We start from the raw sequence: 13,505 nt of genomic DNA, 5'->3' as shown, positions 1-13,505 counted from the left end.
TTTATGGAGTCTCAAGCAATTTTTAGACCAACTTCGCAACTAGCAGTTTGGGTTAAATACTTTGATAGATGCAATTAATAAGTATTCAGTGAATCTTCTAAAATTTATAGGAGAGACCGATAAAAAACTTATAATGCAAGAAGGCAAAGGTTTTGAACAAGACGATAAAAAAGTCATCCTTGATAATGTTTTTAGACCAACCAATCATGGCATTATCAAAGACGAAGCAAGTATAACAATAAGCGATATTTTAAGTGCATTGAAAAGTAAATAAATTCAGCCAATTTTCCAAAAGTATTCTTTATAATACGCTAAATAGTACTATTAAGGATACTCTTATGATCGTATCAGCCAATGACATTAAAACAAAAGGGGTGACGCTTCTTGACAAACTCTTCGAGAGCGTAAGCGAAGTCATCATCAATGTGCGGGGAAAAAACAAATATGTGGTCATCGACATTGAGCGCTATAAGCAGTTGCGAACCTTGGAACTTGACCGTCTTTACGACGAGACGATGCAAGAGATTAAGGAAGGAAAGTACACGACAGATGTTGAGGAGCACCTCAAAGAAGTAAGAGCCATCGCCAATGGCTTATGAAATCCGATTAAGCGAAAGCTACAAAAAGCGGCTTCGCAAATTTATTCAATCCCATAAAGATATGGCAGTGCGTTATGAAAAGACCATTCGTACGCTTCAAGAAAACCCGTACCATCCTTCTCTTCGCCTTCATAAACTCAAAGGAAATTTAAGTGAGTATTACTCTATTTCGATTAACATTGAGTACCCTATTATCATGGATTTTATAATTGTTGATAACGTGATTATCTTACTCGACATCGGCACGCACGACGAGGTTTCCTAATTCTCCCCAAAACTAAAAAGTAATCTTTACATGTAAAGATTTTGCAGTGCTCAAATGCTATAATGCCTCCACAAAATGAGACTTAAACTCAAGGAGCAAATGCGTGTCAAGCAGAATCGAACATGACCTAATCGGCGATAAAGAGATTTCAAATGAGTGTTATTATGGTGTTCAAACGGCGCGAGCTATGGAGAACTTTCACATCACAGGCGTGACACTAGGAAGTTTTCCTACCTTCATTGAGTCCATCGCCAAAGTGAAAAAAGCAGCCGCTTTAGCCAATTTTGAGTTAGAACTTTTAGCAGAAAACAAAAAAAATGCAATCGTGCAAGCGTGCGAAGCTATTATTTCGGGCAAATTCCATGACCAGTTTGTGGTCGATATGATCCAAGGAGGAGCAGGAACTTCGACCAATATGAACGCGAATGAAGTGATCGCCAACATTGGTTTGGAGATTTTGGGACACCAAAAAGGCGAATACAAATACCTGCATCCCAACAACGATGTCAACCTTTCGCAATCGACCAATGATGCTTATCCTACCGCACTTCGCGTCGCACTCTATGAAAAACTAGGAGAGTTGGGCGAGTCGATGGCAATCATCAAAAACTCCTTTGCCAAAAAATCTGCGGAGTTCAAAGATGTCATCAAAATGGGGCGTACCCAACTCCAAGACGCCGTGCCTATGACCTTGGAGCAAGAGTTTCGCACTTACGCCGTCATGATCGGCGAAGACATCCAACGTGTGCATGAAGCAAGGCAGTTGGTACGTGAGATCAATATGGGTGCAACGGCGATTGGAACGGGCATCAACGCGCATCCTGATTATGCCAAGACCGTGGAGGCTAAACTGCAAGAGGTGACGGGGCGTCCGTTTATCACAGCAGGCGATCTCATCGAAGCGACGCAAGATACAGGCGCTTACGTGCAAATCTCGGGTGTTTTGAAACGCGTCGCGACCAAAATGTCTAAAATCTGCAACGATCTTCGTCTTTTAAGTTCAGGTCCGCGCACGGGTTTTGGCGAGATCAATTTACCTGCGATGCAACCAGGTAGCTCCATTATGCCTGGAAAAGTCAACCCCGTTATCCCCGAAGTGGTGAACCAAGTCTGTTTCCAAGTCATAGGAACTGACATCGCTGTAACGATGGCGTGTGAAGCAGGACAACTCCAACTCAATGTCTTTGAGCCCCTCATCGCTTACAATCTTTTCAACTCGGTCAATATGATGAAAAACGCCTTTGAAGCACTCGCGTACACCTGCGTCGATGGCATCACGGCGAACAAAGAGCACTGCAAAAACTTGGTACTGGGCAGCATCGGACTTGTCACCGCACTCAATCCTTATTTGGGCTATGAAAACTCCACCATCGTTGCCAAAGAAGCGTTGGAGACGGGGGGTTCGGTGTATGACATCGTTTTAGCCAAAGGGTTGCTTGAAAAAGAGCAACTCGATGAGATCATCAAGCCTGAGAACATGATTCAACCGCATAATTTCGGTCTTTCTGAAAAAAGTAAGTTCGTAAAGCTCTAACAAAACAGGGGGATTTTCCCCTGTTTCTCTCTTTACATGTAAAGCGTTTACAACCGCATTTTTAGTTATCTACATTAATTCTATTCTTTCAATATTTTTTTAAATTATTTTCTTAAAAGTCATTTTCAAGTCTCTTTGGAGGTTTAAACTTCCACTACCTTTAAATCTTAAGGAGACACAATGTCAACTAGAATAGAACACGATCTAATCGGCGATAAAGAAATATCGAACGAATGTTATTATGGCGTGCAAACAGCGCGTGCAGCGGAAAACTTCCACATTACAGGTATCACCCTTGCAAAATTCCCAACCTTCATTGCATGCCTTGCAAAAGTGAAAAAAGCGGCAGCCCTTGCGAACTATGATCTTGGACTTTTAGCAGAGAACAAAAAAAATGTGATTTGTGAAGCGTGCGATGAGATCATCGGTGGTCAATACCATGACCAATTTGTGGTCGATATGTTCCAAGGAGGAGCAGGTACATCCACCAACATGAACGCAAACGAAGTCATCGCAAACATCGGACTTGAAAAAATGGGTCACAAAAAAGGTGACTACAAATACCTTCACCCAAACAATGACGTGAACTTGTCTCAATCCACCAACGATGCGTACCCAACCGCACTTCGTGTCGCCCTTTTTGAAAAACTAGGCGAGCTTACCGTTTCGATGAGCATCATCAAAAATTCATTTGCCAAAAAAGCGCTTGAGTTTAAAGACATCATCAAAATGGGTCGTACCCAACTGCAAGATGCGGTTCCTATGACACTTGAGCAAGAATTCAGAACCTATGCGGTTATGATCGGTGAAGACATTCAACGTGTCATCGAAGCGCAACAACTCATGCGTGAGATGAACCTTGGTGCCACAGCGATTGGTACAGGTATCAACGCGCATCCAGACTATGCCAAAACCGTTGAAGGCAAACTTCAAGAAGTTACGGGACGTCCTTTTGTCACCGCAGGTGATCTTGTTGAAGCCACGCAAGATACAGGTGCTTATGTACAAATCTCGGGTGTTTTAAAACGTGTCGCTACCAAAATGTCAAAAATTTGTAATGACCTTCGTTTGTTAAGCTCAGGTCCAAGAACAGGTTTTGGCGAGATCAATTTACCAGCAATGCAACCCGGTAGCTCCATTATGCCCGGTAAAGTCAACCCTGTTATGCCTGAAGTGGTAAACCAAGTCTGCTTCCAAGTGATCGGTACAGACGTTGCGGTAACGATGGCGTGCGAAGGTGGACAACTCCAACTCAACGTTTTTGAGCCTGTGATCGCGTTCAACCTTTTCAACTCCGTCAATATGATGAAAAACGCCTTTGAGGCATTGGCTTACACGTGCGTGGATGGCATCACAGCAAATCCTGAGAGATGTAAATCACTCGTTCTTAACAGTATTGGTTTGGTAACAGCGCTTAATCCTTTCATCGGTTATGAAAACTCAACCTCTGTGGCAAAAGAAGCGTTAGAGACAGGTGGTTCAGTCTATGACATCGTTCTTGCGCGCGGTCTTTTAGCCAAAGCAGAGCTTGATGACATCATCAAACCCGAAAATATGATCAAGCCTCGTACGTACGACAAAAAGTAATGTTAAAAAATCGACTTCTTGAAAATTAGTTTTTCAAGAAGTCAAAGCACCAAAGGTGCGCGGGCGCTCTGCCCAAGTGTACTCAGTGTTAACGTAGTTTTGGAAGCTTTGCTTTCAAAACGTGTCAAGAGTTCTGAAAGAACTCTATTGTAAAAAAGGAGTTTCCATGTTATGGTTAGAAGTCATCGTTGTTCTTGGCGCCATCTTTTTTGGTGCAAGACTAGGTAGTATTGGTATCGGGTATGCGGGTGGCGTAGGCGTTTTGGTTTTAACGCTGGGAATGGGTTTAAAATTAGGCGCTATGCCTATTGATGTAATCCTTATCATCATGTCCGTTATTGCAGCCATTGGCGCAATGCAAGTGGCTGGTGGACTTGATTATATGGTCAGTATTGCGGAGAAGATTTTACGTAAAAATCCTAAACAGATCACGTTTCTAGCACCTGTTGTTACCTACATTATGACATTTTTTGCAGGAACAGGTCATACAGCGTTTGCAACCTTGCCGGTTATTGCCGAAGTGGCGAAAGAGCAAGGCATTCGCCCCTCTCGTCCTTTAAGCATCGCGGTTGTTGCATCTCAAATTGCAATCACCGCTTCTCCTATTTCAGCAGCCGTTGTTTTTGTGAGTGGTGCATTGGAGAAACAAGGCATTGGGTACTTGGAGCTTTTAGCGGTCTGTATCCCTTCTTCGTTTCTGGCATGTATGTGTGCAGCCGTTGTGGCGAACTTCTTGGGAAAAGATCTTAAAGATGATGAAGTCTACCAAGACAGACTCGCTAAAGGACTTGTAAAAACCAGAGGTACGACCAAAATTGAGATCAAACCAGGGGCGAAACTCTCTGTTGTGATCTTCCTTGTTGCGATTTTATGTGTTATCACTTATGCAACCATGATCAGCGGTAAAGTGGGCTTGATTAAAAACCCCGTGTTAGGTCGTGACGCGGCGATTATGCTCTTTATGTTTGCGGCGGCTACGTTTATCTCTGCCTTTACACGCATTGACACGGCGCAAGTGTTGAACTCTTCTACGTTTAAATCCGGTATGAGCGCGTGTATTTGTGTTCTCGGTGTCGCATGGCTGGGTGATACGTTTGTTGTAAACCACATCAACGAAATCAAAGCGTTTGCAGGCGATCTTCTGAACGTCTATCCATGGATGCTAGCCGTCGTTCTTTTCTTTGCAAGCACCCTGCTCTACTCTCAAGCGGCAACGGCAAAGGCACTCATTCCAAGTGCATTATTACTGGGTGTTTCACCTCTGACCATCGTAGCTTCGTTTGCAGCGGTAAGTGCACTGTTTGTTCTTCCAACTTACCCAACACTGATTGCAGCGGTCGAGATGGACGATACAGGCTCAACACGCATTGGTAAATTTGTCTTCAACCACCCCTTCATTGTTCCTGGTGTTGTGGCGATTGCACTCTCCGTTGCTTTTGCCTTTGTCATCGGTGGGATGATTTTATAGCCGCTTGGCGCTAAAGCTTGCCTCTTCGAGGCAGAATGTAATATAGCCTTCTTATCGGCTCTTTTTGGGAGCCGATCCTTTTTACATGTAAACCAACTTTTCAAAGGAGCATAAGAATGAATTTTTTACGCACTTCACTGATGGTGACACTCATTGGTGTCTCTTCACTCATGGCAAAACCAACCATTGCTATCTTAGCAACGGGCGGAACCATCGCAGGTTCTGGTACATCTGAGCTTAAAAGCTCTTACTCAGCAGGCGCTGTTACGGTCGATAAACTGCTGGCTGCCGTTCCTGCGATCAACGATATGGCAACCATCAAAGGTGAGCAGATCTCCAGCATTGGCTCTCAAGAGATGACCAACCAAGTCTGGCTCAAACTCGCCAAACGTGTCAATGAGCTTTTGGCACAACCCGACATCGATGGTGTGGTTATCACCCATGGAACCGATACCGTTGAAGAGACTTCATACTTTTTAGACCTTACCGTCAAAAGCAAAAAACCGGTCGTATTTGTCGCCGCTATGCGCTCTTCAACGTCAATGAGTGCGGATGGTCCGATGAACCTTTTCAATGCGGTTAATGTTGCGATCAACAAAGAGACCACAGGCAAAGGCGTTGTGGTGGTCATGAACGATGAAATCCACAGCGCGCGTGAAGTCACCAAAGTCAATACCAGTTCTGTCAACGCATTTGCCTCTCCGAACAGTGGCAAAATCGGTACCGTTTACTATGGCAATGTTGAGTACTCCATGCAACCTACCCGTAAACACACCGTTGCGTCTGAATTTGATGTGAGTAAACTGGAAGATTTACCCCGTGTTGACATCGTTTACGCCCACCCAAATGACACCGATGTGATGGTAAAAGCAGCCGTCAGCGCAGGTGCAAAAGCGATCGTTCATGCCGGCATGGGCAATGGCAATCCTTTCCCACTGACCCAAGACGCTCTTGCGGACGCGGTTAAAAAAGGCGTTGTAGTAGCACGTAGTAGTCGTGTCGGCAGTGGTAGTACCACACTTGAGGGCGAAGTGGACGATGCCAAATACGGCTTCATCGCAACCACAACGCTTAATCCTCAAAAAGCACGTGTGCTTCTAATGTTGGGTCTCACGAAAACCAGCGATAAAAAAGCACTTCAAAAGATGTTTTTAGAGTACTAAAAGCGTTTCTCCATCTCCCATTTCGGAGATGGAGAACCCTTTACATGTATGCTATAATAGATCTAAAAAAGAGACCATTGCGATGAAAAAATTACTGTTATTTTTAATGGTTTTTAGCTTTTTTTACACGCCTTCCCTCGTTGCGCATGACAAAAAAATCCTCATCATTAACTCGTATCACCGAGGCTTTCAATGGAGCGATGATGTGCTTGTTGGGATGGAAGAGGTTTTTTACAACCACCCTGAAATCACCACCAACATTTTATACATGGACTCTAAGCGCATTAATTCCGAAGAGTACTACGCGAAGCTGCGTGAACTCTACAAACTTCAACTCAAGAATCATCAGTATGACCTCATCGTTGCGGTTGACAAATTTGCGTATGATTTTATTCTCAAGTACTACCACGAACTTTTTACCGATGAGCCTGTTTTGTTTACAGGATTGGAACAATTTGAGATCGAAGATGTTCAAAAAGAGGGGCTGGAAGATCGTATTTATGGCATTTTAGAACGACGTGCCATTCCTGAGACGATCCCGATGATCGCTAAAATGATGCCCGACCTTAAAAAACTCTACATCGTCAACGATGCGAGCGCCAATGGCGATGACAGTGAACCCTTCATTCGCCAAGCGATGAGTGAGCACAACAGTGAATTTGAGATCGAGTATATCCGCTCTTCCACACTCGAAGAGCTTGAAGAGCGCTTTTCAAAACCCAACAAAGAAGAAGCGGTTTTTTTCATCCGCTTTTACAACGACAAATACGGCAATCTGTATAAAAACAGTCAAATCGCTTCGATGATTCAAAAAAGCGCTTTGCCCGTTTTTATCACCGACACACTTTTCATTGGCAAAGGTGCGTTTGGTGGGAAACTGGTTCCTGTCAAAAACGTGGGGAAAATCACAGGAGAGATGGTCATCGATGTGCTCGATAAAAAGCTAGCGCCTTTACATGTAAAGAGTTTCATAGAGTACCAATACCAATTTGACGTGCAAAAAATCCAACAGTTTGGGCTCTATCCCAACGCCAGTGTCAAAGCATTTGAGCTTGTGAATGCGCCGCTAACGTTTTTTGACAAGCACCGAAAATTCGTCGATGCTGTCTTTTTGATCTCTCCTTTTTTACTCTTTTTAGTTTTGGGGCTTATTCATAACATCTACATGCGTATTCGCAGCGAAAAGGAACTCAAGGCGATTGAGCTGCAAAAAAACAAACACCAGCAGTTCATCATCCAACAGTCCAAGCTCGCCGAAATTGGCGAAATCTTCTCTTCCATCGCGCATCAGTGGAAAAACCCACTGGTTGAGATCGCAACCATCGCACAAGAGCATGTTTACAGCTCCGCCGACCAAGGCGATGAACAGAGTAATGAGTATGTTAACGCCATCATGGTGCAAGTGCGCTACATGACCGACACGATCAACGATTTTCAAAAATTCATTATGCCTTCCACGCAACGAACGGTTTTTGATGTCAATGAGGCGATTGAGACGATGATGAAAATCATCAGTCATAACATCAAATACAACTACATTGATGTTAGCATCGATGTCAGCCATGCCACAAATTTAATGGTCAGCGGCTATAAAAATGAGTTTATGCAAACCCTGCTGAACATCGTCAACAACGCCAAAGATCAGATCAAAGAGACGCGCGAGAACAAACAGATCAAGCGAGGGATCATCTCCATTCGCATTTACAATCATTCCAAAAAAGTCATTATCGACATCAAAGATAACGGCGGAGGCATCCCCATCGATAAACTCCCCAACATTTTTGATGCGTACTACACCACCAAAGAGAGTGGTCATGGGATCGGTCTTTACATGTCAAAGCTCATCATCGAAGATAAAATGGGTGGAAAAATACGCGTAAGCAACACCTCAGAGGGCGCTTGCTTTTCGATTACACTAGGAAATATATCATGAAAATTTTGGTTTTAGAAGACAACGAACGCCTTGCCAATGTCATCAAAAGTGTCCTCATCAAAGAGGGCTACACGGTCGATCTGTTTATGGATGGCGAAAGAGCACTGGACGCACTCAACCGTGGGTATCACTGCTTTATCTTAGACATCAACGTCCCATCCATCGATGGACTCTCTATTTTAGAGACGATTCGCATCTACCATAAAGAGATTCCTGCCATCATCATCAGCTCTAACCATGATCTGGAAAAGATCCAAGCGTCGTACGAGATCGGCTGTGATGACTACCTCAAAAAGCCTTTTTTCATCTATGAACTCGTTCAAAAAGTGAAAAAACTCTGTCATAAGCCAACATCGACGATTTCTTTGTGGATCGGCTACACGTATGACTATGCTAACCATCGCTTGTTTGACCCAAACATGGAAGAGATCAAACTCGCCAAAAAAGAGGGGATGTTTTTAGACCTTTTTATCAAAGATCGTCACCGCGTGATCACTTTTAGTGAACTCGAAGAGTATGTCTGGGAGGGCGAAGAGACAAGTGTTTTAAATATGCGCGCACTCATTAAGCGTTTGCGTAAAAAACTCCCTGAAGGTGCCATAGAGATGATCAAAGAGGTAGGCTACCGCTTGGGCGAACTATGATGGATCGCGGTAATAGAGCTTGGTTTTGTCTTTTTGATACGAACTGTAGAGTTTTTGGAACTCTTTAAAGACTTTGGCGGAGTAAGGATTGTCATTGATCTTGCCATTGTACGCATTGATGGCATCTTTGTTGTTTTTGTGTCTCGCAAAACAGGTCGCTAAGATGTAGGCTCCGACTTGAATGTTGATCTTTGGCTCAAAAAGGTCGTACAACGAGATATTGGCTTTATCAAGAAGTGGCTTATGAATCGAGTTAATCTGCATGATGCCCATGTCAAAACGCGGATAGTTGTTGGTGTAGAGAAAATGCACCACATGGCTGGCTTCATATTTGTTTTTGCTCCTGATCGCAATGACCTTCGTGTGTTGCTTGCTCTCAATCCCTTTTTGCTTTAAAAAGGTACTCAGTCTTTGAGCTTGCTCTGGCGTCATCCTATCGGCGCTAAACGCCACCACATAGCGGTCAAGATCACTCTCAACCTTGGCGATAGAGTACAAAAGGCGCGGCTCAATGCCATAAATCTGCCCTACTTTGACCCAAATATTTTCCCCTTGATTGGCTTGTGCCGCCCACATCACAAGAGGGAAAAACGTGAGTATGAGTATGCGAAACATCTGTAATTTTCCCCCTTTTCTTAAATTAGCTTCATTATAAATGAAGCAAACTTTATTCTCTATAAAGGCTTTTTGGATTGGATGTTTGCTTGCGCTGCATAGATCTTCTTCATTCCTTTGTAACGCGTTTATAACGCTTGTAAGGTATGATTTTCAGAAGCTAAAACATTAGATATTAAAACGATGCTCTAAAGAGAAAGCATTGTGTATAAGGGTAGATCATGGCAAAGATACAGCAAAATATTTGGTTTATTTTTTATGTATTTGTACTCTTTTTTCTTATTCTATTTGCTACGTTATCGTACCTAAACTGGAAAACGATTTATAAAGACTATGTCATCACACAAGAGAACAAGGTCAGGCTGATTGCTGATTCCACCCGTTCTTTATTTAAAACACAAGAGACGATTTTGAACATCGTAGGGTCTCATGTCTTAGAAGATAAAAACTATCAAAGTAATCCAGATGCCATGATGGCTCTAAACACGACGCTTTTGGATAACCCTTCTATGGACGCAATTGCGCTTGTGAAGCCTGATGGTACCATGACATCCGTCAGTGGTGGCTATGATGTCACAAAATTTCCTAATCTGATAGAACAAGAGAGCAGCAGAGACTCTTTTTTAGCAACGCTTAAAAGCCATAAAATGGTGTTTGGGCGTACTTACTTTAAACCCATTCAACAGTGGATCGTATCGTTACGATTATAACAGCAGCACTGAGAGTCAAAGATTCATTTGGAAGTTTTGGGATGAATGCAGATCAATCCCATCACCATAGCATTTCGATTGTTCGTGATGGAGATTTTTACTTTCAATACCTCTCCGATGATGAAATCGACAATACATTAGCCTACTCAACCCCCATGCAACCCAACGCAAGAGAAGCGATTCGATGGGCTATCGCACAGACGCATCATATTGCGATGGATGAGTTTCGAGAACATGAATATTTGATCTCATTTACCAACACCGATTTAAAAGGGAAGCGTTACCTGACCTCTCTCACCTATGACAAAACCTACAAGCTTTGGATAAGCGTGCGTATTCCTTTAAACATTGTCCTGCAAGATTTCTTACAAAAGTTTGCTATCTTTGCTTTTATCAATGCTATCTTCTTTTTGCTCTTTAAAACCATTGCCAAAGCGGATGCAAAACGCAATGCTGATCTCATCTTTCAAGCGACGCATGATCAACTGACCAACCTTTTCAACCGAAGTTACCTTCAAAAAAATATTAGCGATTGGCTCTTTGAAGGAGCGCCTCCTTTTAGTATCCTTTATATCGATTTAGATCATTTTAAAAATATCAATGACAATTTTGGACACCAATATGGAGATTATCTTTTAGTGGAACTTTCCAAAAGGATCAAAGCCGTCACACCCAAAAATGCAACCATTCTGAGGCATGGTGGTGACGAGTTTGCTATTGTAACTGATATGACTAAAGATGAGACGCTTTTAGCCCTTGCGCATAAGCTGATCGATACGATTTCCCGATCTCCAAACCTTATCACTTCCATCAATTGACACTCATTGTTGGAGCCAGTATAGGCATCTCAAAATACCCCGATCATGGTAACTCTCTTGACATCCTTTTGCGTGCAGCTGACATTGCAATGTATGAATCTAAAAAGATTCAAAACCATGCTCAAATTTTTCAAGACAGCCTGCAAGATGAGTATCTCAAACATGTCAAAATCGAGCATGAACTTCGAAAAGCGATAGAACATCACGAGCTGTTTGTCGTCTACCAACCTCAGATAGATCATACGGGATCTATTCATGGGGTGGAAGCTTTAGCGAGGTGGGAAAGCGCTACGCTAGGCATTGTGCCACCCGATCAATTTATACCAGTGGCAGAAGCTTCTGGGCAAATGGTCAAAATAGGCTATTTCATTCTTTCGCGCACACTCCAAGAGATTCAAACCACCTTGGGGATAACGTTTCAAACGTCCATTAATATCTCGGTACGTCAATTTATGGAAGCGGACTTTTTGGAACAGTTCTTAAACGCCATTCACGATATTGGGATGAACAAGGATTTGATTACAATTGAAATTACCGAAAATCTTTTTATTGAAGATGTTGACTATATTCTTCCACTGTTGCATAAGATACAACAATGTGGCATTCAAATTTCGATGGATGATTTTGGAACAGGATACTCTTCGCTCAATATGTTACGAAAATTGCCTATTGATGAGCTAAAAATTGATAAAAGTTTTATCGATACGATTGTCGAAGATAAAACCGCTCAAAAAATGGTTCAAAATATTATTGCGATTGGGAAAAATTTCAATATGAGTGTGCTCGCAGAAGGCGTTGAAACGAACGAACAAATAGCCTTGCTCACCTCTTTTGGCTGCGATAAATTTCAAGGATATTACTTTGCCAAGCCATTGCCCAAAGACGATCTGATCACTTTTTTTCAAAAGCGCTAAGCGACGCCTGTCTAAATATTTTAGATTGCTTTTGGTTTTCATGCTTTACATGTAAGCGCATCTCTCCCCTTTAACACGTGTGATGCGATGGAGACTTTATTCTCTATAAAGCATATCTTGGTTAGAATAATTTTCCTTTTGCGGGGGGTATGTGACTCTGGTGTGCACCACGGCCTTCAAAGCCGATTGGGTGGGCGGTTGACCGTTTGCTGGTAGGTTCGATTCCTACACCCTCTCGCCAACTTTCAAATCATCAAAAATATACTACGTTAAATGCCTAATGCCTAAAGATTTATAGTCCATAATAAGTCTAAAAAAGCCTAGATTTTCACTCAAAACAAAGAATAAAACTGAAACCAATCACCTAGAGCTATTTCTCATACATGCCAATATAACCACCTCTTTTTTCAGTTGAAAAGTTTTATCTATTCCGATGATGAAAAAGTTACACTCATTCTATGCCTGAAGGGTTGGTACTCCTTCTATATGTTCTAACCACTTATTTGTTCCCTCCAGCTGTTTAGAAGAAAGCTTTTTGTATTTCAGAATAGTAGTTTTCATGTTTTTCAAATACGTAATACCTGTAGAGTCTACTTTTAGCAATGCTACGTCAATCCAAAATAAATAGTTATAGCACTTCAATAATGTTTCATGCTTTAATTCATAAGGTGCTCTTGCTTCAATGTTGATGATATGATTTATTTCACCTTCATTTAAATCTCTTATTTTTAAAATATCATAGTAATCTTTCAGAGGTTTGTATGATGGTACTAAAGTTCCTATGACTTTATATTCACGAAGTTCAAGATATTCACGAGCTTTTTTCTTGCGTAATTCTTCAGGAGTACTAGCTCCGCTACCCACATGCCCACCTCTTGAGCCACGATGTTCTTCCGTGCCTAACGTGAATTTTGTGAAATCTGGTAAGTGATTTAGATGTATTGATGGATCTATATGATTCTTTGCACATACAGGACCCGCGTATACTTCTTTACCTGTTTTAGTATCTAAAAGCACAAACGCTTTGAGGGATGTCATATGTTTGGGGCAAAACTCACATTTTTCTTTGCTCTCAGTTAAGTCTTTTCTTAATGCAATGTACGACATAAAGGCTCCTTTTAGATTGATAAATCACATAATATAACATAAATGGCGCAGGATAATACAGAATACGTTTTTGCTTATTTTCAGTCTATTAACTCTTAACCATCATTATAACTTTAACTATGATTCAATTTTGAGTTTAAAAAATGAC

Annotated in this window: 14 protein-coding genes and 1 tRNA gene; 13 read left to right on the top strand and 2 right to left on the bottom strand. The window is 42.1% G+C overall.

Annotation, left to right across the window (positions count from 1 at the left end):
* Positions 1–61: 61 nt before the first annotated feature.
* The 9 genes from JU57_RS14030 (at position 62) to JU57_RS04950 (ending at position 9,193) form a co-directional block, all read left to right on the top strand.
* Positions 62–274, top strand: a complete 213-nt coding sequence (locus JU57_RS14030) for a hypothetical protein (protein ID WP_294875972.1) — start codon at positions 62–64, stop codon at positions 272–274.
* Positions 275–338: 64 nt separating this feature from the next.
* On the top strand, positions 339–599 hold the full coding sequence (locus tag JU57_RS04985) for a type II toxin-antitoxin system prevent-host-death family antitoxin (protein WP_037957708.1): 261 nt from the start codon (positions 339–341) through the stop codon (positions 597–599).
* Positions 589–864, top strand: a complete 276-nt coding sequence (locus JU57_RS04980; RefSeq protein WP_037957706.1) for a type II toxin-antitoxin system YafQ family toxin — start codon at positions 589–591, stop codon at positions 862–864. Before JU57_RS04985 ends, JU57_RS04980 begins: the two co-directional genes overlap by 11 nt.
* Positions 865–967: 103 nt before the next feature.
* On the top strand, positions 968–2,398 hold the full coding sequence (gene aspA, locus JU57_RS04975) for an aspartate ammonia-lyase (RefSeq protein ID WP_037957704.1): 1,431 nt from the start codon (positions 968–970) through the stop codon (positions 2,396–2,398).
* A gap of 180 nt (positions 2,399–2,578) precedes the next feature.
* On the top strand, positions 2,579–3,985 hold the full coding sequence (aspA, locus tag JU57_RS04970) for an aspartate ammonia-lyase (RefSeq protein ID WP_037957703.1): 1,407 nt from the start codon (positions 2,579–2,581) through the stop codon (positions 3,983–3,985).
* 166 nt (positions 3,986–4,151) lie between these two features.
* Positions 4,152–5,453 carry an anaerobic C4-dicarboxylate transporter gene (locus JU57_RS04965; protein WP_037957701.1) on the top strand — a complete coding sequence of 434 codons (1,302 nt, stop codon included), beginning with the start codon at positions 4,152–4,154 and terminating at the stop codon, positions 5,451–5,453.
* 170 nt (positions 5,454–5,623) lie between these two features.
* Positions 5,624–6,616, top strand: a complete 993-nt coding sequence (locus tag JU57_RS04960; protein WP_294875975.1) for a type II asparaginase — start codon at positions 5,624–5,626, stop codon at positions 6,614–6,616.
* Positions 6,617–6,698: 82 nt separating this feature from the next.
* Positions 6,699–8,549 carry an ABC transporter substrate binding protein gene (locus tag JU57_RS04955; RefSeq protein WP_037957697.1) on the top strand — a complete coding sequence of 617 codons (1,851 nt, stop codon included), beginning with the start codon at positions 6,699–6,701 and terminating at the stop codon, positions 8,547–8,549.
* Positions 8,546–9,193, top strand: coding sequence for a response regulator transcription factor (locus tag JU57_RS04950; protein WP_037957695.1), 648 nt, complete (start codon positions 8,546–8,548; stop codon positions 9,191–9,193). The genes JU57_RS04955 and JU57_RS04950 overlap by 4 nt, the downstream gene beginning before the upstream one ends.
* On the opposite strand, the gene JU57_RS04945 is transcribed toward JU57_RS04950, so the two are convergent.
* A complete protein-coding gene (locus JU57_RS04945; RefSeq protein ID WP_037957693.1) occupies positions 9,188–9,808 on the bottom strand; it encodes a lytic transglycosylase domain-containing protein in 621 nt (206 codons plus the stop codon). The two genes, JU57_RS04950 and JU57_RS04945, sit on opposite strands and share 6 nt — an antisense overlap.
* 221 nt (positions 9,809–10,029) lie before the next feature.
* Here JU57_RS04945 and JU57_RS13695 point away from each other — a divergent pair, with 221 nt between their 5' ends.
* From JU57_RS13695 to JU57_RS14025, 4 genes are all read left to right on the top strand, one after another.
* On the top strand, positions 10,030–10,518 hold the full coding sequence (locus tag JU57_RS13695; protein ID WP_051906608.1) for a hypothetical protein: 489 nt from the start codon (positions 10,030–10,032) through the stop codon (positions 10,516–10,518).
* On the top strand, positions 10,494–11,336 hold the full coding sequence (locus JU57_RS13690; protein WP_051906606.1) for a GGDEF domain-containing protein: 843 nt from the start codon (positions 10,494–10,496) through the stop codon (positions 11,334–11,336). The genes JU57_RS13695 and JU57_RS13690 overlap by 25 nt, the downstream gene beginning before the upstream one ends.
* The gene (locus tag JU57_RS13685) at positions 11,333–12,250 is read left to right on the top strand and encodes a GGDEF domain-containing phosphodiesterase (RefSeq protein WP_051906604.1); all 918 of its coding nucleotides are present in this window, start codon (positions 11,333–11,335) and stop codon (positions 12,248–12,250) included. The genes JU57_RS13690 and JU57_RS13685 overlap by 4 nt, the downstream gene beginning before the upstream one ends.
* A 142-nt stretch (positions 12,251–12,392) precedes the next feature.
* Positions 12,393–12,491, top strand: a tRNA-Sec gene (locus JU57_RS14025).
* A 215-nt stretch (positions 12,492–12,706) separates the two neighbouring features.
* Here JU57_RS14025 and JU57_RS04935 read toward each other — a convergent pair.
* Positions 12,707–13,357 (bottom strand): hypothetical protein, encoded by a 651-nt coding sequence (locus JU57_RS04935; RefSeq protein WP_037957691.1) that lies wholly within the window; start codon positions 13,355–13,357, stop codon positions 12,707–12,709.
* Between the last annotated feature and the right edge of the window lie 148 nt (positions 13,358–13,505).

Origin of the sequence: Sulfurospirillum sp. SCADC, from assembly GCF_000743525.1 — a bacterium.
In the GTDB taxonomy this organism is placed as follows: Bacteria; Campylobacterota; Campylobacteria; order Campylobacterales; family Sulfurospirillaceae; genus Sulfurospirillum.
Note: the sequence above shows the minus strand (reverse complement) of the source record. Positions and strands in the feature narration are given on the sequence as shown.

Excerpts from the sequence above, each read along its gene's own strand:
- JU57_RS04985 (WP_037957708.1), top strand. The coding sequence starts at position 339 with ATGATCGTATCAGCCAATGACATTAAAACAAAAGGGGTGACGCTTCTT.
- JU57_RS04980 (WP_037957706.1), top strand. The coding sequence starts at position 589 with ATGGCTTATGAAATCCGATTAAGCGAAAGCTACAAAAAGCGGCTTCGC.
- aspA (WP_037957703.1), top strand. The coding sequence starts at position 2,579 with ATGTCAACTAGAATAGAACACGATCTAATCGGCGATAAAGAAATATCG.
- JU57_RS04965 (WP_037957701.1), top strand. The coding sequence starts at position 4,152 with ATGTTATGGTTAGAAGTCATCGTTGTTCTTGGCGCCATCTTTTTTGGT.
- JU57_RS04960 (WP_294875975.1), top strand. The coding sequence starts at position 5,624 with ATGGCAAAACCAACCATTGCTATCTTAGCAACGGGCGGAACCATCGCA.
- JU57_RS04955 (WP_037957697.1), top strand. The coding sequence starts at position 6,699 with ATGAAAAAATTACTGTTATTTTTAATGGTTTTTAGCTTTTTTTACACG.
- JU57_RS04950 (WP_037957695.1), top strand. The coding sequence starts at position 8,546 with ATGAAAATTTTGGTTTTAGAAGACAACGAACGCCTTGCCAATGTCATC.
- JU57_RS04945 (WP_037957693.1), bottom strand. The coding sequence starts at position 9,808 with ATGTTTCGCATACTCATACTCACGTTTTTCCCTCTTGTGATGTGGGCG.
- JU57_RS13695 (WP_051906608.1), top strand. The coding sequence starts at position 10,030 with ATGGCAAAGATACAGCAAAATATTTGGTTTATTTTTTATGTATTTGTA.
- JU57_RS04935 (WP_037957691.1), bottom strand. The coding sequence starts at position 13,357 with ATGTCGTACATTGCATTAAGAAAAGACTTAACTGAGAGCAAAGAAAAA.